The organism is Lysobacter defluvii IMMIB APB-9 = DSM 18482 (genome assembly GCF_000423325.1).
Taxonomy (GTDB): domain Bacteria; phylum Pseudomonadota; class Gammaproteobacteria; order Xanthomonadales; family Xanthomonadaceae; genus Novilysobacter; species Novilysobacter defluvii.
Genome location: NZ_AUHT01000011.1, coordinates 68,764 through 91,667 on the forward strand (window position 1 = coordinate 68,764; position 22,904 = coordinate 91,667).

The 22,904-nt window shown below is 71.4% G+C and carries 25 protein-coding genes; 15 read left to right on the forward strand and 10 right to left on the reverse strand.

What is annotated here, in order from left to right; all coding sequences use genetic code 11:
* The first annotated feature begins 168 nt into the window (after positions 1-168).
* From G545_RS0109550 to G545_RS15030, 5 genes are all read left to right on the forward strand, one after another.
* Positions 169-1,116 carry a PLP-dependent cysteine synthase family protein gene (locus tag G545_RS0109550; protein ID WP_027070185.1) on the forward strand — a complete coding sequence of 316 codons (948 nt, stop codon included), beginning with the start codon at positions 169-171 and terminating at the stop codon, positions 1,114-1,116.
* Positions 1,117-1,144: 28 nt separating this feature from the next.
* Positions 1,145-2,395, forward strand: a complete 1,251-nt coding sequence (locus G545_RS0109555) for an MFS transporter (RefSeq protein ID WP_027070186.1) — start codon at positions 1,145-1,147, stop codon at positions 2,393-2,395.
* 64 nt (positions 2,396-2,459) lie between these two features.
* Complete coding sequence (locus tag G545_RS0109560) at positions 2,460-3,578, forward strand: COG3904 family protein (RefSeq protein WP_231553154.1); 1,119 nt, start codon at positions 2,460-2,462, stop codon at positions 3,576-3,578.
* A gap of 70 nt (positions 3,579-3,648) precedes the next feature.
* On the forward strand, positions 3,649-3,840 hold the full coding sequence (locus tag G545_RS0109565) for a hypothetical protein (RefSeq protein WP_027070188.1): 192 nt from the start codon (positions 3,649-3,651) through the stop codon (positions 3,838-3,840).
* A gap of 109 nt (positions 3,841-3,949) precedes the next feature.
* Complete coding sequence (locus G545_RS15030) at positions 3,950-5,089, forward strand: BON domain-containing protein (RefSeq protein ID WP_052106534.1); 1,140 nt, start codon at positions 3,950-3,952, stop codon at positions 5,087-5,089.
* Positions 5,090-5,141: 52 nt separating this feature from the next.
* On the opposite strand, the gene G545_RS0109575 is transcribed toward G545_RS15030, so the two are convergent.
* Together G545_RS0109575 and G545_RS0109580 are read right to left on the reverse strand one after the other, a co-directional pair.
* Positions 5,142-5,369: an RNA-binding S4 domain-containing protein gene (locus G545_RS0109575; protein ID WP_027070189.1), complete on the reverse strand. Its 228-nt coding sequence runs from the start codon at positions 5,367-5,369 to the stop codon at positions 5,142-5,144.
* Between the two features lie 2 nt (positions 5,370-5,371).
* Entirely contained in the window at positions 5,372-5,767 is a 396-nt protein-coding gene (locus tag G545_RS0109580; protein WP_027070190.1) for a DoxX family protein, read from the reverse strand.
* A 127-nt stretch (positions 5,768-5,894) separates the two neighbouring features.
* Between G545_RS0109580 and G545_RS0109585 the strand changes: the two genes are divergently transcribed.
* Positions 5,895-6,794 (forward strand): DMT family transporter, encoded by a 900-nt coding sequence (locus G545_RS0109585; RefSeq protein ID WP_052106536.1) that lies wholly within the window; start codon positions 5,895-5,897, stop codon positions 6,792-6,794.
* 30 nt (positions 6,795-6,824) lie between these two features.
* On the opposite strand, the gene G545_RS0109590 is transcribed toward G545_RS0109585, so the two are convergent.
* From G545_RS0109590 to G545_RS0109600, 3 genes are all read right to left on the reverse strand, one after another.
* Entirely contained in the window at positions 6,825-7,121 is a 297-nt protein-coding gene (locus G545_RS0109590) for a hypothetical protein (RefSeq protein WP_027070192.1), read from the reverse strand.
* Positions 7,122-7,194: 73 nt separating this feature from the next.
* Positions 7,195-8,115 (reverse strand): peptidylprolyl isomerase, encoded by a 921-nt coding sequence (locus tag G545_RS0109595; protein ID WP_231553155.1) that lies wholly within the window; start codon positions 8,113-8,115, stop codon positions 7,195-7,197.
* A 46-nt stretch (positions 8,116-8,161) separates the two neighbouring features.
* A complete protein-coding gene (locus G545_RS0109600) occupies positions 8,162-8,755 on the reverse strand; it encodes a class I SAM-dependent DNA methyltransferase (RefSeq protein WP_027070194.1) in 594 nt (197 codons plus the stop codon).
* A 49-nt stretch (positions 8,756-8,804) separates the two neighbouring features.
* Between G545_RS0109600 and G545_RS0109605 the strand changes: the two genes are divergently transcribed.
* Positions 8,805-9,227 carry a CopD family protein gene (locus G545_RS0109605; RefSeq protein WP_027070195.1) on the forward strand — a complete coding sequence of 141 codons (423 nt, stop codon included), beginning with the start codon at positions 8,805-8,807 and terminating at the stop codon, positions 9,225-9,227.
* Between the two features lie 36 nt (positions 9,228-9,263).
* Here G545_RS0109605 and G545_RS0109610 read toward each other — a convergent pair whose 3' ends face one another.
* Positions 9,264-10,901: an alkaline phosphatase gene (locus tag G545_RS0109610; protein ID WP_052106535.1), complete on the reverse strand. Its 1,638-nt coding sequence runs from the start codon at positions 10,899-10,901 to the stop codon at positions 9,264-9,266.
* 146 nt (positions 10,902-11,047) lie between these two features.
* On the opposite strand from G545_RS0109610, the gene G545_RS0109615 reads away from it, so the two are divergent.
* Complete coding sequence (locus tag G545_RS0109615) at positions 11,048-12,607, forward strand: hypothetical protein (RefSeq protein ID WP_027070197.1); 1,560 nt, start codon at positions 11,048-11,050, stop codon at positions 12,605-12,607.
* Between the two features lie 45 nt (positions 12,608-12,652).
* Here the strand turns inward: G545_RS0109615 and G545_RS0109620 are convergent, their stop codons facing one another.
* Entirely contained in the window at positions 12,653-13,141 is a 489-nt protein-coding gene (locus tag G545_RS0109620) for an NUDIX hydrolase (RefSeq protein ID WP_027070198.1), read from the reverse strand.
* 61 nt (positions 13,142-13,202) lie between these two features.
* Here G545_RS0109620 and G545_RS0109625 point away from each other — a divergent pair, with 61 nt between their 5' ends.
* Complete coding sequence (locus G545_RS0109625; protein WP_027070199.1) at positions 13,203-13,694, forward strand: acyl-CoA thioesterase; 492 nt, start codon at positions 13,203-13,205, stop codon at positions 13,692-13,694.
* 45 nt (positions 13,695-13,739) lie between these two features.
* Here G545_RS0109625 and G545_RS14325 read toward each other — a convergent pair whose 3' ends face one another.
* Together G545_RS14325 and G545_RS0109635 are read right to left on the reverse strand one after the other, a co-directional pair.
* Positions 13,740-14,405, reverse strand: a complete 666-nt coding sequence (locus G545_RS14325; RefSeq protein ID WP_081677836.1) for a C40 family peptidase — start codon at positions 14,403-14,405, stop codon at positions 13,740-13,742.
* Positions 14,406-14,556: 151 nt separating this feature from the next.
* Entirely contained in the window at positions 14,557-15,144 is a 588-nt protein-coding gene (locus tag G545_RS0109635; protein WP_081677850.1) for a C40 family peptidase, read from the reverse strand.
* A gap of 44 nt (positions 15,145-15,188) precedes the next feature.
* Between G545_RS0109635 and G545_RS0109640 the strand changes: the two genes are divergently transcribed.
* The 5 genes from G545_RS0109640 to hutG are packed head-to-tail and all read left to right on the forward strand — an operon-like array spanning position 15,189 to position 20,446.
* Positions 15,189-15,668 (forward strand): FKBP-type peptidyl-prolyl cis-trans isomerase, encoded by a 480-nt coding sequence (locus tag G545_RS0109640; RefSeq protein WP_027070201.1) that lies wholly within the window; start codon positions 15,189-15,191, stop codon positions 15,666-15,668.
* Positions 15,669-15,718: 50 nt separating this feature from the next.
* Positions 15,719-16,954 carry a DUF418 domain-containing protein gene (locus G545_RS0109645; protein ID WP_027070202.1) on the forward strand — a complete coding sequence of 412 codons (1,236 nt, stop codon included), beginning with the start codon at positions 15,719-15,721 and terminating at the stop codon, positions 16,952-16,954.
* 44 nt (positions 16,955-16,998) lie between these two features.
* Positions 16,999-18,258: an NAD(P)/FAD-dependent oxidoreductase gene (locus G545_RS0109650; protein WP_027070203.1), complete on the forward strand. Its 1,260-nt coding sequence runs from the start codon at positions 16,999-17,001 to the stop codon at positions 18,256-18,258.
* A gap of 41 nt (positions 18,259-18,299) precedes the next feature.
* Entirely contained in the window at positions 18,300-19,652 is a 1,353-nt protein-coding gene (gene gorA, locus G545_RS0109655; RefSeq protein WP_027070204.1) for a glutathione-disulfide reductase, read from the forward strand.
* An 11-nt stretch (positions 19,653-19,663) separates the two neighbouring features.
* Complete coding sequence (gene hutG, locus G545_RS0109660) at positions 19,664-20,446, forward strand: N-formylglutamate deformylase (protein WP_407059639.1); 783 nt, start codon at positions 19,664-19,666, stop codon at positions 20,444-20,446.
* Between the two features lie 34 nt (positions 20,447-20,480).
* On the opposite strand, the gene parE is transcribed toward hutG, so the two are convergent.
* Positions 20,481-22,388 carry a DNA topoisomerase IV subunit B gene (gene parE, locus G545_RS0109665; protein WP_027070206.1) on the reverse strand — a complete coding sequence of 636 codons (1,908 nt, stop codon included), beginning with the start codon at positions 22,386-22,388 and terminating at the stop codon, positions 20,481-20,483.
* 219 nt (positions 22,389-22,607) lie between these two features.
* On the opposite strand from parE, the gene G545_RS0109670 reads away from it, so the two are divergent.
* Positions 22,608-22,886 (forward strand): hypothetical protein, encoded by a 279-nt coding sequence (locus G545_RS0109670; protein WP_027070207.1) that lies wholly within the window; start codon positions 22,608-22,610, stop codon positions 22,884-22,886.
* Positions 22,887-22,904 lie beyond the last annotated feature (18 nt).

Sequence of the window (22,904 nt, forward strand, 5' to 3'; positions counted from 1 at the left end):
TCTGGAACCTGGCCCGCAGCAGTGGGGGCGGATGCTCCCGGAATCAAGCGTGGCACCGCGCTGGCCGCGCTCCTGACCTGGATCAAGCTGCCGCACTTTGCAGCTCGCGCCTTCATTCCCGGTGGCGTATCAAGGGAGGGTCATCCTCCCGACCCGCAGGAGTTCGTCATGAGCCGGCGCTTTTCCTCCGTCTCCGAATCGATCCTCGACGCCATCGGCGACACCCCGCTGCTGGAGATCGACGGGGTGTTCGCCAAGTGCGAGTTCATGAACCCCTCCGGCTCCATCAAGGCCCGGATCGCCCTCTACATGATCGAGAAGGCCGAGGCGGAGGGGCGGCTCAGGCCCGGCGACACCATCGTCGAGGCGACCAGCGGGAACACCGGCAACGCGCTGTCGATGGTGGCCGCGGTGAAGGGCTACCGGATGCGGGTGGTGATGCCCGAGGGGCTGTCGAACGAGCGGGTGGCGATCTCCCGCGCCTACGGGGCCGAGGTCGAGTTCTGCGGCAACTTCCATGTCAATTCCGCCCTCGAGCGCGCGCACGAACTGGGCCGGCAGGACGGCTTCTTCTGCCCGAGCCAGTTCGAATCCGAATACAACGTCGAGGAAAACCGCGTGGTGCTCGGCCCGGAGATCCTCGCGCAGCTGCCGGAGGGCCGGTTGCCCGACGCCCTGGTGATGGGGGTCGGGACCGGCGGGACGCTCATCGGCGTCGGCCAGGCCTTCCGCGAGGCGAACCCGGACGTGCGGCTGTTCGCGATGGAGCCCTCCGGATCGCGGACGATCCTGTGCGGGGAGGTCGACACGCACGCCATCGAGGGGATCTCCGACGGATTCGTCCCCGGCATCTTCGCCCGCCACGCGGAGCTGGTCGGCGACAACCTGGCGGTATCCGACGACGAGGCCATCGCCGAGATGCGCCGGCTGGCGCGCGAGCACGGGCTGCTGTGCGGCCCCAGTTCCGGCGCGCACCTGGTGGCGGCGCGGCGCGTGCGCGAGCAGCATCCGGAGCTGCGCACCGTGGTGACGCTGTTCTGCGACGAGGGCGAGAAGTACCTGCAGGAGCACTTCAGCGCCCCCGCGACGGACGTGGTGGGCACCGCGTTCGGCTGATTCCCCGCGGCGCCGGTAGCATTGGCGGATGACTACCCCCACTCCCTGGCGCGGCCGGCTCCTGGTGCTGGCCGGCATCGCGCTGGCCGCGTTCAACCTGCGCACCGCCATCACCTCCCTCACGCCCCTGCTGGAACTGGTCGGGGGCGAACTGGGCTTCGGCTCCCTGGCCGCCGGCGTGCTCGGGATGCTGCCGACGGCGGCCTTCGCGGTCCTCGGGATCGCCACCCCGGCGTTGGTGCACCGGCTGGGCCTGGAGCGGACCGTGGTGCTCGCCATGGGCCTGGCGGCGGCGGGCCTGCTGGTCCGCGGCTGGATGGACGGCACGGTCGGGTTGATGGTGGCCTCGACCGTGGCCCTCGTCGGGATGGGCATCGGCAACGTGGTGCTGCCGCCGCTGGTGAAGCGCTATTTCTTCGACCGGGTGGGCACGGTCAGTTCGATGTACATCACCTCGATGCAGGTGGGCACGCTGCTGCCGGCGTTCGTGGCGGTGCCGCTGGCGCAGGCACTGGGGTGGAGGGTGTCGCTGGCAGCGTGGGTAATCCCGGCACTGCTGGCCGCGCTGCCGTGGCTGTGGCTCCTGCGCGCCGGGCGGGACGGCCTGGCGCGGGTCGCCCCCGGTGATGTCGAGGCGCTTCCCCGCGCGACGCTGCCGCCGGGTGCACGCATCCGGCGCGCGCCCCTGGCCTGGTCGATGGTGGCGCTGCTGGGAACGACCTCGCTGGTGACCTACGCGCTGTTCACCTGGATCCCGCGCTGGATGACCGATGCCGGCCTGGGGCCCGCCGCGGCGGGGGCGATGCTGGGCGTGTACTCCGCCGCGGGGCTGGCGACCTCCCTCGCGGTGCCGGTCCTGGCGGTGCGCATGCGCCAGCCGTTCCTCCTGGTGCTGCCGATGCTCGCCCTGTACGCGGGCGGCTTCGCCGGGCTGCTGTGGGCGCCGGCGGCGGCGCCGATCGCCTGGTCGGTGATGCTCGGGCTCGCAGGCGGCTCGTTCCCGCTGGCGTTGACGCTCATCAACATGCGCACGCGCACGCCGGCGGGGTCGGCGGGGCTGTCCGGCTTCATCCACGCGCTGGGGTACCTGCTGGCCTGCGCCGGGCCGCTGTTGGTGGGCTGGCTGCGCGACCTGACCGGGGGATGGGAATGGCCGGTCGCTTTCCTCGCCGGCTGCCTGGTGGTGCTCGCCTGGGCGGCGTGGAGCGCCTGCCGGCCGCGCTACCTCGAAGATGAATGGTACGGCCGCCAGGGGCCGCCGCGGGGGGCACCTGTTTAGCCGCGGGTTGCATCCGCGCCGGCGACAGCACATAGACTGGAGTCCCGTCCGCCCCGCGAACTCCATGGTCCGCCTCCCCGTCCGCGTCCTCGCCGCAACCGCCGTCCTGGTCCTCGCCGGGTGCGGCCTGGGCGAACCGGGTGGTGCTTCCGGTCCCGGAGAGGCAGCCGGCGCGGCGACCAATACCCAGGCCGACGCAACGCCGCCGTCGGAGGAGCAGCCGGGCGGCGCGGTGTCGGACGCCAACGCGCCGGACCTCGAGGAACCCCGCGGCGCGCCGCTGGAGCGCGTGGTCGACTGGAGGCCGCGCAAGCTCGAGAACGGGGAGGCGACGGTGAGTTGCGCCGCCGAGTACGACGCGGCGGGTGACGGCGTCCCGGTCGCCAACCTCGGGTACTCGGCGATGCGGCGCGCGATGGCTGCCTGCGCCGACACCGGCGTGCTGCGCCTGCGCTACGACGGAAAGGTGACCGCCGATTTCACCGCGCTGATCGAGCGCACCGTCGAACTCGCGGACACGCTCGGCATCCAGTCCCGGATCCTGGACCTGGATTCCAGCGGCGGGCAGATCGAGGAGGCGATCCGGGCCGGCGACGTCATCGGCGAGTCCGGCTGGACCCTGTGGGTGCGCGAGGGGTCGGTGTGCCACAGCTCCTGCGTCCTGCTGCTGGCCGCCGGCGACATGCGCATGATCGCCGGCGACGTCGGCATCCACCGCATGATCCGAATCGGTTCGGCGGCGACCTCGCGCGCCGAGCTCCAGCAGGAGCTGCAGGCCGTCCACGGCCAGGTCCGCGAGTACCTGCAGCGCAACGGCGTCGCGTTCGCAGTCGCCGACCTGATGATGACCGTGCCCAACCGTGACCTGCGCCTGCTCACGGACGAGGAGCTCGACCGCTATGGCCTGTCCGGGCAGAACGCGGTGGCCGACGACCTGCAGCGCATCCGCCTGGCGCAGAAGTGCGGCGAGTCCTTCGTCCGCCGCAAGGAGGCGTTCTTCCGCGCCTTCGATCGCGAGTGCCGCGTCGGCGAGGACGAGGTAGGCGCGATGGGGGAGTGCGGCGTCGAGCTGCGCGCCCGCTTCGGGTTCCCGGACCAGCAGTGCCCGGCCGAGAGTCCGCTGTCGGAGTACGACACGGCGCTGGCCGCCGATGGTGGAAGCGACGGCGGCAAGCGGTCCTGAGCGGCGCGCCCACCACGCCGGCTTAATGCCGCGCGCCGCACTGTAGTGCCCAGGAAACGGAGGGCACCCGATGAACGACAAGCACCGCCCCGAACCGGAGTCGGCCGCCGAGCGCGCGCAGGACCGCGCCAGGCGCGAGTACCCGCACGGCACCGGCGACCGCAACACCCATCCTCTCTGCGACGAGCGCGGCGAGTTCCACGGTGGCGAGCAGCGCGACGAACGGCCCGGGGATGCACCCGGGGCGGGCCGCGCCCGCTGACTTCCACCGGGCCCGTGCCCGGTGTCCTCCTCCCCCGGAACCCGGCCGCAGAGCCGGGCACGCGCGCCCCGCGACGGCGGGGCGCAACGAAGACGCTACGGAGGCATCCATGCGAAACCAGCACAACGACGTTGGAGACGAACTGAAGGCAGTCGCCCAGGACATGCTCGCGCTGGGTGCGCGTGCCATGCAGACCGGGCGCAACTGGCTGAATGACTGGAGGAACGACATGAACGAGCGGTCCCGCGGGGAACACCACCAGCACGGCGGGCAGCGCGGCCCGGACACCGGCAGGAGCCAGTGGCAGCAGTCCCGCCCCCACCAGCAGGGCCAGGCCAGCCATGGCTCCGACTACTACGCGTCCCAGGACTACGGCAGGGCCCAGGCGTACGGCCGGGAGGGCCTGCATTCCGAGTACGGCTCCTACGGCGGCTCGGCGCGCGGGCACGGCGGCGACCATCGCGACAACCGCTTCGGCGAGCGCGAAGGTGGTGGCCGCGGCAGCTACGCTTGGCAGCGCGACGACCGGCGCGGGACCGGCTATGGCAGCAGCTCCGGCTACGGCAGCCCGCAGGAGCACAGCTACGCCTCCGATTCGTGGGACCGGCCGAGCTTCGTCAACCCGGCCGACACCCAGTCCAGCGGCGGCCAGGCCGGCGCGGGCGGCTACGCCAGCGGACAGTATGGTTCGGCGGGCGGACGGTACCGGGGCTTTGGCCCGCGCAACTACACCCGCTCCGATTCCCGCATCCACGAGGACCTGTGCGAGCGCCTGACCGAGGATCCGGACGTCGACGCCAGCGACATCGAGGTCAGCGTCAGCAACGGCACGGTCACCCTGGAAGGCACGGTCGAGCAGCGCTGGATGAAGCACCGCGCCGAGGACCTGGCGGACGCGTGCGGCGGCGTGCGCCATGTCGAGAACCGCATCCGCGTGCAGTCCGGCTCGATGGGCGGCGGCGGGTCGCAGGGCTTCCGCAGCGGCGGCCAGGGGGAGCAGGAACGGCGCGCCAGCGGCGGCACCGAAACCGGTGCGCCAAGCACGCCTACCAGCCGGGCCGCCAGCTCGGGCTCGTCTTCCGGTTCGGGATCCGGTGCCGGGTCCGCGTCGGGTTCCGGCTCCGGGACCGGTGCCGGGTCCAGCATGGGGTCGGCAGGCTCCGGCTCCACCTCGGGTTCGAACACGGGCACCGGCAGCGGCAGCTCGACCGGCTCGTCGCAGCCGGGGAGTTCGGGCGCCAACCGCTGACCGCTGCATCGCAGGAGAGCACGGCCGCGTCCCTGGATGCGGCCGTGCTGTTTCAGGAGGCGGGAAGGACCTCGATCTCCAGTCCGCCCACCCGTACCTTCTGGCCCGCGCGGATCTTGCACGTGCGGCGTGACTCGACCACGCCGTCCACCCGGACGGCGCCGGCCGACACCAGCGCCTTGCCGGCGCCTCCGCTCTCGCACACGCCCACCAGCTTCAGCAGCTGGTTGAGCTCGACGAAGTCGTGGCCGGGCTCCAGCTCGAAGGGGATGGTCTCCACCGTCAGCGGCCGTTGACGCTGAAGCGCCCGGGGCCGGTGAGCGCCACCACCACGCCGGAAACGAAGAACATGGCCTGCAGTTCCAGCGCCCAGCCGCCAGTGCGGCCGAGGCTGCCCAGTTCCCCCATGTGGGCCAGGAACACGGCAACCAGCATGTTCACCGCCACCAGCAGGCCGCCGATGCGGGCGTGGAAGCCGGCGATGAGCATCAGCGGGGCCAGGATCTCGCCGATCAGCACCGCGTAGCCCAGGACACCGGGGAAGCCGGCACGCTCGACCATTCCCACGATCGGGGCGAGTCCGCCGTCGAGCTTGGCGATCCCGTGCAGGAGGATGAGGATGCCGAGCGTGACGCGCAGGAGCAGCCGCGCCAGGTCTTGCTGCAGTGCCGGGTTCATCGGAGTGTCCGTGGCTGTGTGCGGGAGCGGATTGTCGCCCGTGCGGACAGGAAAAGCAGTTCCTGTGGGGCTCCGGGGCGGCGACAATACGCACTCCTCCCCGATCGCAGGCAAGCCCGTGAGCAGCATCCCGTCGACCGTCGAGCGTCCCCTTCCGGCGGGGGACCCGGCGGCGGCCACCCCGGGCTGGGCCACCACCGCCGAGATCGTCGCCCTGGGCGCGATCTGGGGCGTGTCGTTCATGTTCCAGCGCGTGGCCGCGCCCGAGTTCGGCACCGCCGCGCTGGCCGAGCTGCGCCTGGGCCTCGGCGCGCTGGTGCTGTTGCCGTTCCTGGCGCGGCAGTGGCGTTCCTTCCCGGCGCGAATCTGGCCGCGCGTGGTGCTGGTGGGTGCGATCAACTCGGCGCTGCCCTTCGCCCTGTTCGCCTGGGCCGCGCAGAACGCCCCGGCCGGCATCAGCGCGATCACCAATGCGATGGCGGTGCTGTTCACCGCGCTGGTCGGGTTCCTGGTCTTCGGCGAGCGCATCGGCTGGCGGCGCTCGTTGGCGCTGCTGGTCGGCTTTGCCGGCGTGGTGGTGCTGGCCAGCGGCAAGACCGCCGGCGAGCGCATCGGCCTGGCCGTGCTGGCCGGCTGCAGCGCGGCGCTGATGTACGGGGTCGGCGTGCACCTGTTGCGGCGCTACCTGTCCGGGGTGCCGCAGGCGGCGCTGGCCGCCGCGACCCTGGGCACCTCGGCGCTGCTGATGCTGCCGTTCGCCATCGCCAGCTGGCCCGAGGCGCCGGTGTCGGCACCGGCCTGGGGCTCGGCGGTGGTGCTGGGCGTGGTGTGTACCGGCCTGTCCTACGCCATGTACTACCGCTTGGTGCAGCGCATCGGCCCCGCCCGCGCGGTGACCGTGACCTACCTGGTGCCCCTGTTCGCGGTGGGCTGGGCGTGGTGGCTGCTCGACGAACCCCTGACCCTGGCGATGGGGATCGCCTGTGCCCTGATCCTGGGCAGCGTGGCGATCGCGCAGCGGCGCTAGGCGGAAACGCGCGACCGCGGCGCCCGGCGCTTACTCGTATTCGCTGTTCTCGAACTCGACGATGACGTCGAGATCGCGGGCCAGCGCCTCCGCGGCGTCGCGCACCTTGGCGGCGGTGGCATCGTTCCCGGCGTCCACCTCCACCAGCGTCATGCCCGGCCCCTCGTCGTCGGGCAGCCCGGCCGAGCTGGAGTCCGGGTCATCCATGTTCGGCATCAGGCCGGAGATTTCCTCCACGTGCTCGATGCCCTCGATGCTGGTGAGCAGGTTGATGATGGCGCGGGCGTCGTCGTCGCTGCCGGTGATGCGGATGCGGAATTGCGGCATGGGTCGGCTGCCTCTGGAGCGGGGCTTCAAAAGCTAGGCAGCCGGCGGCCAAGGCGGCGTGACGGATCGCGGGTCAGTGCTCCCGGGCCGGCAACGGCACGTTGCACAGGTCGATGTGGCCCGCCGGCACGTGGTACCAGTCGTCGCTGCGGTTGCGGCGCGCCTCGGTGGCCGCGGCGAAGGTCGCGCTGTCGGTGCGCAGCAGCTCCAGCCCGGTGCGCTCGTGCGCCGGGACCTCGCTGGCCAGGCGGACCGATCGGATCGGGATGCGGCGCGACGGGTCCTCGTAGAAGCCCATCGGCTCCGGTCCCCGCGGTGTCGCCGAAAGCAGCTCGATGCCGTCGATCACCCGCCCCACCGTGGTGATGTTGCGGTCCAGCTGCCGCGGCGCCTGGCCAATCACCACGTACAGCTCGCTGCCGTTGCTGGAATCCGGCGCCATGCCGCGGCCGGCGCCGACCATGCCGTAGCAGTGGGCGAGCCAGGTGGTTCCGTCGGCCGCCCGCGCGGCCGGGAAGCCGTCGACGAAACCGGCCTGGTGTGCCCAGCCGTCCACGTCGGGGAGCGGGACGAAGTCGAGTCCGGCACCGGCACGCTCGAACTCCGCCGGGAGCGACTCGCGCGCGCTGCCCAGCGGCTTGCGGTCTTCCCCCTCGGCGGCGGGGTCGCCGAACTGGACGACGAAGTTGTCCTGCGCGCGGTAGATCGACAGGCCGTCCCAGAAGCCTTCCCGCGCCAGGGTGCGGATGTTGTCCACGTGCTCCGGCGCGAACCCCGGCGCCAGCTCGATGACCACCCGGCCGCCTTCCAGCTCCATGTAGAGCGTGTTCTCCGGATCGGGCTCCCGCCAGTCGGAATCCGGGGACGCGTCGAGGATCTCCTGTGCCGTCGGCGCCCTGGCCGGGCTCTCCTCCTCCGGCCCCTGCGCGATGGCGGGGGAGGCGGCAAGCAGGGTGGCGAGCAACACCGGCATCGGCAGGCGCGGATGGGTCATCTCCGTACTCCGGTCGGAAGCAGCGGCGAAGATACCGCGTCCCGCCTCAGGCAGGCAGTTCGAGTTCGGCCACGCTCCCGCGCAGGGCGGGCGACAGCCACAGGTGCGAGCCGAGCGGCTGCAGGCCGATGGCGGCGAAGCGCTCGCGGTAGAAGCGCGCCGGGCGCGCCTTGAACCCCTCGGTGTCGCCGTCGATGCCGTCGGCGCGGGTAAAGGTCTCCAGGAACGCGATCCCGCCGCACAGCTCCGCCAGCGCCGGCAGGCCGCGGTCCAGCTCGCGCGCCGGCAGGTAGTGGAGCACGTCGCTGCACACCAGCAGGTCGGCCGGAGGGCATGGCCGCAGGTGCTCGAAGTCGGCGAAGCGCGCGAAGTGAAGGTTGCGGCGCGGGCCGTAGCGTTCGATGGCGTACCCGCTGGAATCAAAGCCGAGGTACTGCGCCTTCGGCCGCAGCTTCAGCAGCGGCGCACGCCAGGCGCCCTCGCCGCAGCCGATGTCCAGCACCGTGCGCAGCGGGCGCTCCAGATAGTACTCGGCGGTCGACACCGCCAGTGCGACCTTCCGGGCGAGGCGGGCGGGGCCGCCGATCGCCGGGTCGCGGTACCAGCGTTCGAAGTAGTCGCGGTCGTATTGCTTGGCCATCATGCGATCCTACCGCGCTGCATCCACTTTCCTTTTCCCCGGGGATCCCATGGCCTACGTCTGGACCAAGACCTTCCACCTGGTGTTCGTGATCGCCTTCATGGCGGCCGTGTTCTACCTGCCGCGCATCCTCGTCAACCTGGCCGAGGCCGGCGGCGAGGCGGGGGTCCGTGCGCGGCTGGTGCTCATGGGGCGGCGCCTGTACCGCTTCGGCCACGTGGTGTTCGGGCTGGCGCTCGTGACCGGCCTGGCGCTGGCGCTGCACTTCGGGATGGTCGGTGGCTGGCTGCACGCGAAGCTGGCGCTGGTCGCCGTGCTCTTCGCGTTCCACCTGTTCGTCGGTGCACGCCTGAAGGCCTACGACGCGGGGCGGAAGGCGCTGCCCTCCGCCCGCGCGCTGCGCTGGATCAACGAGTTGCCGGTGCTGGTGCTGGTCGGGGTGCTGTGGCTGGTGCTGGGCAAGCCGTTCTGACGGCGCCGCCCGCCAGCGCCTGACCACCCTCGCCGGTCAGGGGCGCGGCAGCTCCACCGGCACCCCGTCGGCGTTGCAGCCGCCGGTGGCGCAGAACGCCTCGCGCAGGTACGGCGTGGACTGCAGCATGAAGTGGTAGATCGCGTTCTGCTCCACGCTGCCGCGGATGGCGTGGCTGCCGGGGCCGATCGCCCAGATCCCGACGTCGTCCCCGCCGTGGGTCTCGCTGCCCATCGGCACGGTCGCCTCCTGCAGGTAGTCGGGGCCGGTGGTGTCGACGCCGCTCAGGTCGGGACGCCCGTCGTCCCCGACGTAGCCCGGGCCGTTGGCGTAGACCAGGGTCGTGTAGGGCAGTCCATCGCGGTCGGTGGCCTGTTCGACGTTGCCGTCCCGGTCGGTCTTGGCGACGGTGCCGAGGATCGGATTGCCGCGGCCGGGGTAGCCCACGAAGCTCATCGTGTGGGCGTGGTCGGCGGTGACCAGGATCAGCGTGTCCTCGCGCGAGGTCATGTCCAGTGCCGCCTGCACGGCATCGCTCAGGGCCAGGGTGTCGGTGAGCGCGCGGTAGGCATTGCCGCCGTGGTGGGCGTGGTCGATGCGGCCGCCCTCGACCAGCAGCACGAAGCCCTCGGGGGCGGCGGCCAGGCGGCTGATCGCGGCGCGGGTCATCTCCGCAAGGCTGGGCTCGCCGGCGGGATCGCGCGGGCGGTCGTGCTCGTACTGCATGTGCCCCGGCTCGAACAGGCCCAGCAGCGGTGCATCCGCGGGGGCGGCGGCGAGCTGTTCGGCATTCCACACGTAGGCGCCCTGCGGGTGGCGCTGCTGCCACAGCGCGACGAGGTCCCGGCCGTCGCCGCGCTGGCCGGTGCGATCCGGGTACTCCGGGTCGACCTGGTCCGACGGCATGAAGTGCGCGCGGCCGCCGCCGAGCATCACCAGCGGACCGTTGCCGTGCGGGTTCTCCACGATCTGCCGGGCGATGTCGGTGCAGCCCAGCGCCTTCGCTTCGGCCGGCACTTGGGTGTCGTTCTCCCAGTTGCGGTTGGGCGAATGGGCCAGCGTGGAGGCAGGGGTGGCGTGGGTGATGCGCGTGGTGGTGACCACGCCGGTCGCCATGCCGGCATCGGCGGCTTGCTCCCAGAGCGAAGTCAGCCTGGCTTCGCCAAGGCCGGTGCAGTCACCGAAGTACATCGACTGGGCGACGCTGATCATCCCGGCGCGGGTCTTGGCGCCGGTGGCCATGGCACTCATGGTCCCGGCGGAGTCGGGAGTCTGCTGGTCGGTGTTGTAGGTCTTGCTCAGCGCGGTTGCGGGGAAGTGCTCCCACGCCAGCCGGTTTTCCTCGCCCGGTTCGCCGCGCAGCTGGCCCTGGAGGATGCGCGCGGCCGCCACGGTCGGCAGGCTCATGCCGTCGCCGACGAACAGGATCACGTTGCGGGCCGTGCCCTGCATGGCGCCATTGGCGGCAGCCTGGGCGGCGCCGTCGCGGAACCACCAGGAAGCGCTTTCCCCTTCCGGGTGGCGGATGTCCGGAACGTCCACGGCCACGCCGGCTGCGGCCGGGGTGGCCGCAGGAGTGGGGGCAGGGGCTGGCAGGCGGGTGCTGGCACAGGCGGCGACAGCGAGGGTGACGGTGGCGGCGAGCGCACACTTGGTCAATGGCTGCAGGGACATGGCGGGACTCGGATCACGGGTGAGTCGGCCATTATGCATCCGCGTCGTTGCGCGTCGGCTACGACGACCACTGGTATCTGCCCTAGATGGCAATGGTTGCAGCGGTCCCTAGCATTGGGTTGGTCGAACAATCAGGGCTCCCACGCATGACCACCATCAACGAACAGGCGGAAGCCATCCTCGACGTAGGCGACCGCTTCCTGTGGCAGGACAACTACGATGCGCGCCTTGACCACTTCGCCGAGGTGATCGAGAAGCTCGAGCCGCAGGAGCGTGCCGAGCTCATGGATGCCATCCTCGACAAGGACGGCGGCGCCACCATGTCCTGGCTCACCCCGGAGCGGCTGGACAACCTGGTCGAGAGCGGCAGCATCACCGGCCTGGAGCGTGACGCCATCACCGATGCGTTCGCGCAGGCGTACCTGGATGGAGAAGCCGACCTGGTCGATGCGCTGCAGTTCACCGGGATGTTCGGCTCCTCCGCCGTCGGGCCGATGGGGCTGATGACACCGGAGGCCGAAGGGCTGCAGGCGCTGGTGGACAGGCTGGTCGGCAGTGACAGCCCGCAGGCCGGGCAGTTCCTGGAAAAGTTCACGGCGGACGTACTTGAGCAGCGCCTGCTCGTCGATCCCCCGATGATGAACATATCCGAGCAGGGTGCGCATATCGGCGTCCTGCTCAACGCGCTGGAACAGTCGGGCGGCACCCAGGCCATCCACAACGCCCTGGGCGGGCTGACCACCGAGCAGCGCGACGCCCTGTATGCCGCCGTGGGCCAGGAAGGACTCTCCTTTGGTGCGCCCCAGTTGGAGGGCGTCGGGGTCACCGACCCGATGGAACTGGTGATCCAGACCGTCGCCGAGCACGGTACCGCCGCCGATGCGCTGCACCTGGTCGAGTACGTGGGCCAGAACTCCAGCGACCAGTTCTACGGCGTGGGCAACAAGCCGGTCCCGGGACGCGCGGATGCCTTGAGCGAGCTGTTCATCGCCCACGGTGACACGCTGCTGCGCGACCTGACGCCGCTGGATCCGACGCACACGGTCGGCTCGTCGAACGAGGAGAGCACCGTGGTCGGCGAGAGCCTGGCGGCCCTGTCCAACCTGATCAGGCTGACCGCCCTCAACCCCGACAGTGCGCGCGGCGGCGAGGTGATGGACCTGCTGGGTGAGTTCGTATCCGACAACATCCGCGTGAGCAACCAGCCCGAGAACGGTGACAACGTGCGCGAGATCGGCGATGCGACCACCCGCGTGGCGATGATCGGCGCGGTCATGCAGGACGCGGTGGATGCCGGCTACATCGACCTGAAGGCCGATGTGGCCGCGCGTGACGAGATGGTCGGCTTCCTGCTCGATGTCGCCATCTCAACCATCCCGGTGGCGGGCGACATGGCGGCGGGGCCGGTGTCGGAGGCGGTGGCTGAAATGCTCGGTGACTCCTCCCTGGCCAGTACGATCTCCGAAAAGCTGGGGGGGTTGGCCGGAAGCCAGATCACCGATGCCCAGGGCAGGCTGACCGATGAAGCGAAGCAGGCGATCATCGACGCGCTGCCCGAAGACCATGCCTTCCTCGAGGAGGTCAAGGCGATGAGCAACAGCTTCATCACCACCCAGATCGTCGAGGCGGCCGACCGCCGCGGCGCGATCATTCCCGACATGCAGTCGTACTCCGACTGGATCGACGGCGCCCAGGGCGAGAACTAGCACGACGGTGCCTGTCGGCGCCGCCCCCGCCGCGGGGCCGGCGCCTCAGGCCCGGGAGTAGCACCAGGACAGCATCCGCCCGCCTTCGTACGGCATCACGCCATGGAAGGCGCGCGGATCGTCGTCGAACACCAGCGGCAGGAAGTTGCGGTCGCCCTCCCACATCGGCAGTTCGTGCAGCCGATCAAGGTCGACCCACTCCAGGGTCCCTTCGTGGTTCGACTCCAGCGGCCGGCCGCTGTAGCGCGTCACCAGGAAGATGAAGCCGAGCCAGTCCTCGCCGGCCTTTCCGAAGCCCGGCCAGCTGATCGTGCCGCGCAGGACGAGGGACTCGCACTCGATGCCGGCCTCCTCGCGGATTTCCCGGCGCATGCCGGCCACCACGTCCTCGTCGCGCTCGATCTTGCCGCCCAGGCCGTTGTACTTGCCCAGGTGGTGGTCACCGGCGCGCGCGTTGCGGTGGATCATCAGGACCCGGCGCCGATCCGGCGAAAGGACGTAACCCAGGGTCGCGACGATGGGTGTGTAGGGCATCTTTGCGCGTGGCTCGGGACGGGTGCGACAGTGTCCACGATCCAGGTAGAGGAGTGGACCGATGACGGGTACGCAACGTGAGCTGACAATGCGCTTCCTTGCCGAGCCGGTCGACGTGAACTACGGCGGGAAGGTCCACGGCGGGGTGGTGATGCGGTGGATCGACCAGGCCGGGTACGCTGCCGCGGTGGGCTGGAGTGGCACCTACGCCGTCACCGCGGCGGTGGGCGGAATCCGCTTCATCGCGCCCATCCGCATCGGCGACATGGTCACCGTGCACACCCGGCTGGCGCACACCGGGACCACCAGCATGCACTTCACGGTCGAGGTCAGTGCCCGGGACCCGATGGGTGGCGAGCCGCGGCTATGCACGCATTGCGTGATCGTCTTCGTTGCGCTCGACGGGGTCGAGGGGCAACCGACGCCGGTGCCGGCGTGGACGCCGGTCGACGACGAGGACCAGAGGGAGGCCGAATACGCCCGCCAGGTCATGGAGCTGGGCAGGGGGATCGAGCAGGCTGCCAAGCGTTACCGGGGCGCCGGCGGCCCGTGATGCAGGTACGCCGGCACGATCACCGGCGCTGCCGACCGGAGACGGTCAGCTGCTGCCGGCGATGCGGCGGCCTTCGATGTACTTGCCGCTCCAGTAGCCGGTCTTCAGGCTGGAGACCATCACGTCCTTGCCGGCGCTGGGGGCGTGCACGAAGCGGCCCTCGCCGACGTAGATGCCGACGTGGTCGACGCGGCCCTTCCGGCCGAACACCACCAGGTCGCCTTCCTCGAGTTCCGACTTGTCGGCCACCCGCTCGCCCTGGCGGGCCTGGTCACGCGTGACGCGCGGCAGGTCCACGCCGATCGCCTGCTGGAACACGTAGCTGACCAGCCCGCTGCAGTCGAAGCCGCTCTCCGGGCTGGTGCCGCCCCAGCGGTACGGGGTGCCGAGCAGGGTCAGCGCGCTGTTGAGAAGCGTGCGCACGCGGCTGTCGGTGGGCTTGTACCCCTCCGCCGCCGCGTCCGCCTTGCCGTTCGCCAGCAGGCGGTTGATGTCACCGGCGAGCGCCAGCGCGTTGCCCGACAGGCTGCCGGTGCCCGACATCCGCGGAGCGTCCGCGGCCGCGGCCGTTGCCACGGGCGCCGCGGCCTCCTGCGCGAGCGCGGGGACCGCGGGGAGCGCAAGCAGGAACGCCAGTGCGACGCCCTTGCGGACACTGCGCCCGGACCGGGCGCAGTCGGAGGAGGATCGTGCGGGGAACTTCGATGCCATCACGCAGCCATCACCAGAAAATCACCGGGCGATGATGCCGGTGAACAGGCGCCGGCGGGTTCACAAAACGTTAAATCAAAGTTAAAGCGCGCGAATCACGTCGCAGCTTCAGTTTCATCAAGAGGCCGCGTTCTCGACTCGGTCAGGAAGATCACAGCACCCGGCGGGCACCGCTGTAGTGGTCGCGCCAGTAGTGGCCGTCCAGATGGTCCAGCCGCACCGTCCCGCCGCTGCTGGGCGCATGGACGAAGCGGCCTTCGCCGACGTAGATCCCGGCGTGGGTCACGTTGCCGCGCTGGCCGAAGAAGACCAGGTCGCCGGGCGCCAGCCGTTCGGGTGCAATCCGGGGACCCTGCACGGCGGCAAGCCCGCTGGTGGTGCGGGGCAGCGCCAGGTCGAGCATGTCGCGGTAGACGTAGTTGATCAGCCCGCTGCAGTCGAAGCCGGTGTCGGGCGTGTTGCCGCCGTACCGGTACGGCGTGCCGACCAGGCTGATGGCGCGCATGAGCACCGAGTTGGCCGCGGCCGGGTCGGATGGGGCGACCGTCGCCCAGCTGCGCTGCGTGGCCGGGGCATCGGCGCGGACGGCCTTGCCGCCCCCGCCACAGCCCGCCAGCAGGACCGCGCCCAACAGGGCGGCGAGCAGAGGCGCGGAAGGGACGGGGCGCCTGCCCAGGCGCCGAACTGGCGTGGGAAGCGGCTTGCCGGGATAATGCGCGGCCCTCGTCACGTGCGACAGCTTCGCTGTTTTCGCCCGCGGCGGCAACAACAGAGAGCCTGCCCATGAAGATCGAGAAAGACCGCGTCGTGAAGTTCCACTACACCGTTTCCGAACAGGGCGGCGAGCAGCTGGAGAGTTCACGCGACAGCGGCCCGCTGGCGATCCTCGTCGGCCACGGCAACATCATCCCGGGCCTGGAGAAGGCGATGGACGGCCGCGAGGCCGGCGACACCTTCTCCGCCGACGTGCCGGCCGCGGAGGCCTACGGCGAGGTCCGCGAGGGTCTGACCCAGCGCGTACCCAAGAAGTACTTCAAGGGCGCGAAGCTGGTGCCCGGAATGCAGGCGGTGCTCCCGACCAACTTCGGCCCGCGCGCGGTCACCATCCTCAAGGTGGGCATGAGCGTGGTGGACGTGGACCTCAACCACCCGATGGCGGGCAAGGACCTGAGCTTCGACATCGAGATCGTGGACGTCCGCGAGGCCAGCGCCGAGGAGATCGACCACGGCCACGTGCACGGCGAAGGCGGCCACGAGCACTGAGCCCCCTCGCTGATGCATGATCCCTTCCCTCCGGGGAGGGGGACCATGCAATGACGCAACCGATCACGGCGCCCGCGGGGCGCCTGGACCACCTCGACGCGCTGCGCGGCTTCGCCCTGCTGGGCATCGCGCTGATGAACGTCGAGTTCTTCACCGCGCCTCTGACCGACATCGGCCAGGGCGTCGGCGCGGGGCAGGGCACGCTGGACACGATCGCCGACTGGCTGGTCTACGTGCTGGTGCAGGGCAAGTTCTGGGGCCTGTTCTCGCTGATGTTCGGCATGGGGTTCGTGCTCATGCTCGACCGCGCCCGCGCGGCGGGCGCTCCCTTCGTGCCGATCTACCTGCGCCGCTGCCTGGGCCTGCTCGCGATCGGGCTGGCGCACGCTTTCCTGGTGTGGGCCGGGGACATCCTGGTCTCATACGCACTGGGCGCGCTCGTGCTGCTGGTGCTGTTCCGCAACGTGGGTGCCGAGGCGATGCTGGCCTGGGGGATCGCGCTGTGGGTCCTGCCGGTCGGGATGTACGTGATGGCCGGCGCGGCCATGGTCCCGGCGGGGCCGGAGGAACTGGCGTCGTACGAGCTCGTCCCGGCCTACATGGAGTCGCTGCGGGCGCAGGAGGTCGCGGCGTACTCCGCCGGCTCCTGGACTGAGGCGACCGCCGCGCGCGCCGAGTTCCTCCACCGGATGCTGCCCAACGAGCTGATCCTGCTGCCGATGTTGCTGGGCGTGTTCCTGATCGGCGGCTGGCTGGTTCGGTCGGGCGTCGTACTTGATCCGCAGGCCCACCGGGCAAGGCTGTTGAGCCTGGCAGCCGCAGGCTACGTGGTGGGCGGACTGCTCACCGCGGGATCACTGCAGCTGACCGCTTCGCCGGTCCTTGAAGGCGAGGCGGCGGGCGAAGCCGTGCTGGCAGCGGGCCTGCACCTGGCCGGCGGGCTGCCGCTGGCGCTCGCCTATGCGGCGACCTTCCTGCTGCTGGCGAGCCGCGGCGGTGCCCTGCCGCGCGTGCTGGCGCCGGCCGGGAGGATGGCCCTGACCCACTACCTGCTGCAGTCGCTGGTGGGCACCTGGCTCTTCTACGGGCATGGCCTCGGCCTGTGGGGCGAGGTCGGCCGCGCCGGGCAGGTGCTGGGCGTGCTGGTGTTCTTCGCGTTGCAGGTCGCGGCGAGCCACTGGTGGCTGCGCCGCTACCGGCAGGGTCCTTTCGAATGGGCCTGGCGCGCCTTCACCCATGGCCACTGGCCGCCCCTGCGTCGCGGAGCGCTCGCCGGGGGCGCCTGAGCCACCGTCGCACCGGACCGTGGCGGGTGCGTAGACTCGCGGCCATGGAGCAGCGCGACGACGTGGTGGTGGTCGGGGCGGGGGTGGTCGGCCTGGCCACCGCGCTCGCGCTGCTGGAGGACGGGCGCGGGGTGCGGGTGATCGAGGCACGGCGCATCGGCAGCGGCAGCTCGCACGGGAACTGCGGGACCATCACGCCCAGCCACGCCCCGCCACTGGCTGCGCCTGGCCGGGTCGGCGAGGCGCTGCGGATGATGGTGCGGCCCGATGCCCCGCTGTACATCCGTCCCCGCGTCGACCCGCGGCTGTGGCGCTGGCTGTGGCGCTTCGCCGGGCGCTGCAACCTGCGGGACTGGGAGGCGAGCGCACGCGCCAAGTCGCTGTTGCTCAACGACTCGCGCGCGCGCCTGTGCGAATGGATCGGCCGGCACGGATTGGACTGCGAGTTCGCCGAGTCCGGGGAGGACTATGTCTTCCGCAGCCCGGCCGCGTTCGAGCGCGGGCAGCACGAGCTCGACCTGCTCCGCGAACTGGGCGTGGACGTGGAGGTCATCGACGGGCCCGCGTTCGACGCCCAGGAGCCGGCGGTGCTGCCCGGGACCGCGGGCGCGATCCGCTTCCGCGGCGATGCGGTGCTGCGTCCGGACCGCTACGTGGACGAGCTGGCGCGGGTGGTGCGTGCCCGCGGTGGCCGGATCGACGAGGAGTGCGCCCTCCAGCGGCTCGAAGACTCCACCGCCGGGGCCGCGCTGCACACCTCGGCCGGGATCCTGCATGCCCGCGAGGTGGTGGTGGCCGCCGGCGCCTGGTCGCCCAACCTCGCCCGCGCCATCGACGCACCCTGGCTGGCCGGCGCGATGCAGCCGGGCAAGGGCTACTCGATCACCTACGACCCGCCGCCGCTGGTCCCGCGGCGGCCGCTGGTGCTGCGCGACTGGTCGGTGTGCGTGACCAGCTGGCCCAGCGGCTTCCGGCTGGGCAGCACGATGGAGTTCTCCGGCTTCGACGAGCGCCTGCGCCCGCGCCGCCTGGCGGCGTTGGAGCGTGCCGCCCGCGCCAGCCTGCGCGAACCGGCCGGACCGGTGGTGCGCGAGCGCTGGTGCGGCTGGCGGCCGATGAGCTGCGACGACGTCCCGATCATCGGCCGGCTCCCGGGACACCGCAGGACCTGGCTGGCGACCGGGCACGGGATGATGGGGGTGGGGATGAGCGCCGGCACCGGACAGCTGGTGGCGGACCTGCTGGCGGGACGCGGGCCGGCGGTCGACCCGTCCGCGTTCGATCCGGGGCGGCTGGCGGGCTGAACGGCGCTGTGGCAGCGTGGCCCTCCGGATTGGAGGAATGCATGTCACGCGACTTCGACCTGATCGTGATCGGCGGAGGCTCCGGCGGGTTGGCCGGCGCGTTCCGCGCCGCCTCGCACGGCGCCAGGGTGGCCCTGCTCGAGCCGGAGGCACTGGGTGGCACCTGCGTCAACGCGGGCTGCGTGCCGAAGAAGGCGATGTGGCTGGCAGCCGAGGTGGGGCGCAAGCTCGGCCTCGCACGGCCACTCGGCTTCGACGTGGAGCCGGCGGGCCTGGACTGGCCCACCTTCATCGGCCATCGCCAGCGCTACATCGGCAACATCCACGAAAGCTACCGGCGGCGGCTGGACGAGGCCGGCATCGCCGTCCTGGCCATGCGCGGGGCCCTGCGCGATGCCGGTACCGTCGCCTGCGGGGACGGGGTGTACCTGCGGGCGAAGCGGATCCTGCTTGCCACCGGCGCCCGTGCGAGCCGCCCGCCCATCGCGGGTGCGGAGCTGGGCGGCACCTCCGATGACTTCTTCGGCTGGGTCGAGCCGCCGCGGCGGGTGGCGGTGATCGGTGGTGGCTACATCGGCGTCGAGCTGGCCGGCGTGCTGCAGGCGCTGGGCAGCCAGGTGGAGTTGCTGGTGCGTGGCCAGCGCTTGCTCACGCCGTTCGACGAGGAGCTGTCACGGGTCCTGGCCGATGATTACCGGCAGTCCGGGATCGGCATCCGGTTCGGATGCGAGGCCAGTGCGCTGGAGCGCGAGGGCGGGCGGGTGCGGGTGGTCGCCGAAGGGCTGGAGGATCCGGTCTTCGACCGGGTGCTGTTCGCCACCGGGCGGGTGCCCAACACCGCCGGCCTCGGGCTGGAGCAGGTAGGGGTGGAGCTCGACCGGCGCGGGCACGTGCGGGTCGACGCCCGCCACGACACCAGCGTGGAGGGCATCCACGCGGTGGGGGACGTCACCCCGGGCGTGCAGCTGACCCCGGTCGCGATCGCCGCCGCAAGGCGGCTGATGGACCGGCTGTTCGCCGGCCGCGACCGCCCGCTGGACGCCGGCAACATCCCCAGCGTGGTGTTCAGCCATCCCCCGCTTGGCATGGTCGGCCTCACCACCGAGCAGGCGATGGAGCGCCATGGCGCCGAATCGGTCTCGGTCTACCGCGCCGGCTTCCGGCCGATGCTCAACGCGCTGGCGGACGTGCCGCAGCGCAGCCTGTTCAAGCTGGTGTGCGTGGGCAGCGAGCGCCGCGTCGTGGGCGTGCACCTGCTGGGCGAGGCCGCCGACGAGATCCTGCAGGGCTTCGCGGTCGCCGTGCGCATGGGCGCCACCATCGACGACCTCAACGACACCGTCGCCATCCATCCGACCAGCGCCGAGGAAGTGGTGCTGATGCAGGGAACCTGAGAATGGACGTGATGCACAGCTACCGCCTCGACCAGGGCAGCGCGCCGCTGCTGGTGAGCCTTCCCCACGACGGCAGCGAGATCCCGCCGGCGCTTGCCGAGCGCATGCAGCCGCCGGCGCGGTCGGCGCCCGACACCGACTGGCACGTGTCGCGCCTGTACGCCTTCGCCCGCGGCCTGGGTGCCTCGGTCCTGGTGCCGCGCTACTCGCGCTACGTGGTCGACCTGAACCGTCCCGAGGACGACACCTCGCTGTACCCGGGGCAGAACACCACCGGCCTGTGCCCGACCACCCGCTTCGACGGCGGCCCGGTCTACCTGGAAGGACAGGAACCCTCCGCCGAGGAGGTCGCCACCCGCATCGAGCGCTACTGGCGTCCCTACCACCAGGCCCTGCGCGAGGAACTGGAGCGGCTGCGCGGCGAACACGGCCGGGTGGTGCTGTGGGAAGGCCACTCGATCCGCGGCAGCGGGCTGCCGTTCCTGTTCGAGGGCCGGCTGCCCGACCTCAACCTGGGCACCGCGGCGGGGACCAGTTGCACCCCCGCGCTGCAGCAGCGCCTGGAAACCGTCCTGGCCGCGCAGGACGACTACGACTGGGTGGCCAACGGCCGCTTCAAGGGCGGCCACATCACCCGCCACTACGGGCGCCCCGACGAGGGCATCGAGGCGGTGCAGATGGAGACCAGCCAGCGCTGCTACATGGACGAGGCGACCGGCGAATACGACGAGGCGAAGGCGGCGCGCCTGCAGCCGGTGCTCGGGCAGCTGCTCGAAGCGACCCTGGCGCGTTGATTCCCGCCGCTCCTGCGAAGCCGGCGGCCCTGGGTCAGACCTCCAGCGTCGCCAGGTCGCCCTTCTCCTCCAGCCAGGCCTTGCGGTCGCCGGCGCGCTTGCGCGCCAGCAGCATGTCCATCAGGGCGCGGGTCTGCTCGCCGTCGTCGACGGTCAGCTGCACCAGCCGGCGGGTGTCGGGATGGATGGTCGACTCGCGCAGCTGCGAGGGATTCATCTCGCCCAGGCCCTTGAAGCGGGTCACCTGCACCGCGCCCGCCGACCCCTTTTTCTTCTGCGCCTTCTCGCGCTCGATCTGGTCGAGCAGGATCTGCTTCTCCTCCTCGTCCAGCGCGTAGTGCACCTGCTTGCCCAGGTCGATGCGGAACAGCGGCGGCATGGCCACGAACACGTGGCCGGCGCGGACCAGCGCAGGGAAGTGCTGCAGGAACAGCGCGGTGAGCAGGGTGGCGATGTGCAGCCCGTCGGAGTCGGCGTCGGCGAGGATGATCACCTTGCCGTAGCGCAGGCCCGACAGGTCGTCCTTGCCGGGGTCGCAGCCGATCGCGACCGCCAGGTCATGGACTTCCTGGGAGGCCAGCACGCTGCCGGAGGCCACCTCCCAGGTGTTGAGGATCTTGCCGCGCAGCGGGAGGATCGCCTGGAAGTCCTTGTCGCGCGCCTGCTTGGCGCTGCCGCCCGCCGAGTCGCCCTCGACCAGGAACAGCTCGGTGCGCGACAGGTCCTGGCTGATGCAGTCGGCGAGCTTGCCGGGCAGGGCCGGGCCCTGGGTGACCTTCTTGCGGGTGACCTGCTTCTCGGTCTTCAGCCGCGCGCTGGCGCGCTCGATCGCCAGCTGCGCGATGCGCTCGCCCAGCTCCACGTGCTGGTTGAGCCACAGGGTGAAGGCGTCCTCGGCGGCGCCCTCGATGAAGCCGGCGGCCTGGCGGGAGCTCAGCCGCTCCTTGGTCTGGCCGCTGAACTGCGGGTCGGTCATCTTCAGGCTGAGCACGAAGCTGACGCGGTCCCACACGTCCTCCGGCGCCAGCTTCACCCCCCGCGGCAGCAGGCTGCGGAAGTCACAGAACTTGCGCAGCGCGTCGGTGAAGCCGCTGCGCAGCCCGTTGACGTGGGTGCCGTGCTGGGCGGTCGGGATCAGGTTGACGTAGCTCTCCTGGACCAGCTCGCCCTCCGCGGCCCACGCCACCGCCCACTCCACCGTCTCGGTCTGGCGGGTCAGCCCGCCGATGAACAGCTCCGGCGGCAGCAGCTCGCGGCCCTCCAGCTCACCCAGCAGGTAGTCGCGCAGGCCGTTCTCGTAATGCCACTCGACCTGCTCGCCACTGGCCTCCTCGGCCAGGCGCACGGTGAGGCCGGGGCAGAGCACCGCCTTGGCGCGCAGCAGGTGCTTGAGCGCGCGCAGGTTGAACTTCGGGGTGTCGAAGTACTTCGCGTCCGGCCAGAAGCGCAGCCGCGTGCCGGTGTTGCGCCTGCCGACGCTGCCGGTGACCTCAAGCTCGCTGGAGCGCTCGCCGTTGGCGAAGGCGATGTGGTGCTCGCTGCCGTCGCGCTTGATGTACACCTCGACCCGGGTGCTGAGCGCGTTCACGACGCTCACGCCCACCCCGTGCAGGCCCCCGGAGAAGGTGTAGTTGCGGTTGGAGAACTTCCCGCCGGCGTGCAGCCGGGTGAGGATCAGCTCGACGCCCGGCACGCCCTCCTCGGGGTGGATGTCCACCGGCATGCCGCGGCCGTCGTCGGACACCTCGCAGCTGCCGTCTGCATGCAGGGTCACCTCGACCACCCGCGCGTGCCCGGCCAGCGCCTCGTCGACCGCGTTGTCGATCACCTCCTGGGCCAGGTGGTTGGGCCGCGTGGTGTCGGTGTACATGCCCGGCCGGCGCTTGACCGGATCCAGGCCCGACAGCACTTCGATGTCGGCGGCGTTGTAGCGGGTATTCATTCGGGGCGTACTGCCGGGTGGATTGCGTGAAGTCCGCCAGAATGCGGGCCGTCGCGGGGGTGGTCAAGGTTGCTCCCGGACGCGGCGGCGCGGGTGCTGGCTGAACGGCCAGGCCCGCGCGCGCCGCGTCTTCAGGTGCCCGCTGCACGGGAGCGGATAGCCTTTGCGGGGTCGTCGAAAGGGGGAGGCGGCGCCGATCCCACCCAGGAGGAAGAGCCGATGAAGATCCGGACCCTGTTGCTGGTACCCGCGGCGCTGGCGCTTGCCGGCGTGGCCCTGGCCGCCCACGCCCAGCAGGCCGAGCCCGCCCGCGGGACGGCCGCGAACCAGGACAAGGCGGCGCAGGCCGCCGAACGCGCCGACCGCAGCGCCGCCGAGGCCAGGCGCGAGGCCACCCGCCGCGCCGCGGAGGAGGCCCGCAAGGCCCGCGAGGCCGCCGAGGCACGCGGCGAGGCGCGCCCGGTGGAGCGCGAAGAGGAAGAGGACTGGCGCCGCTAAGGCGCCGCCGGCCCGTCG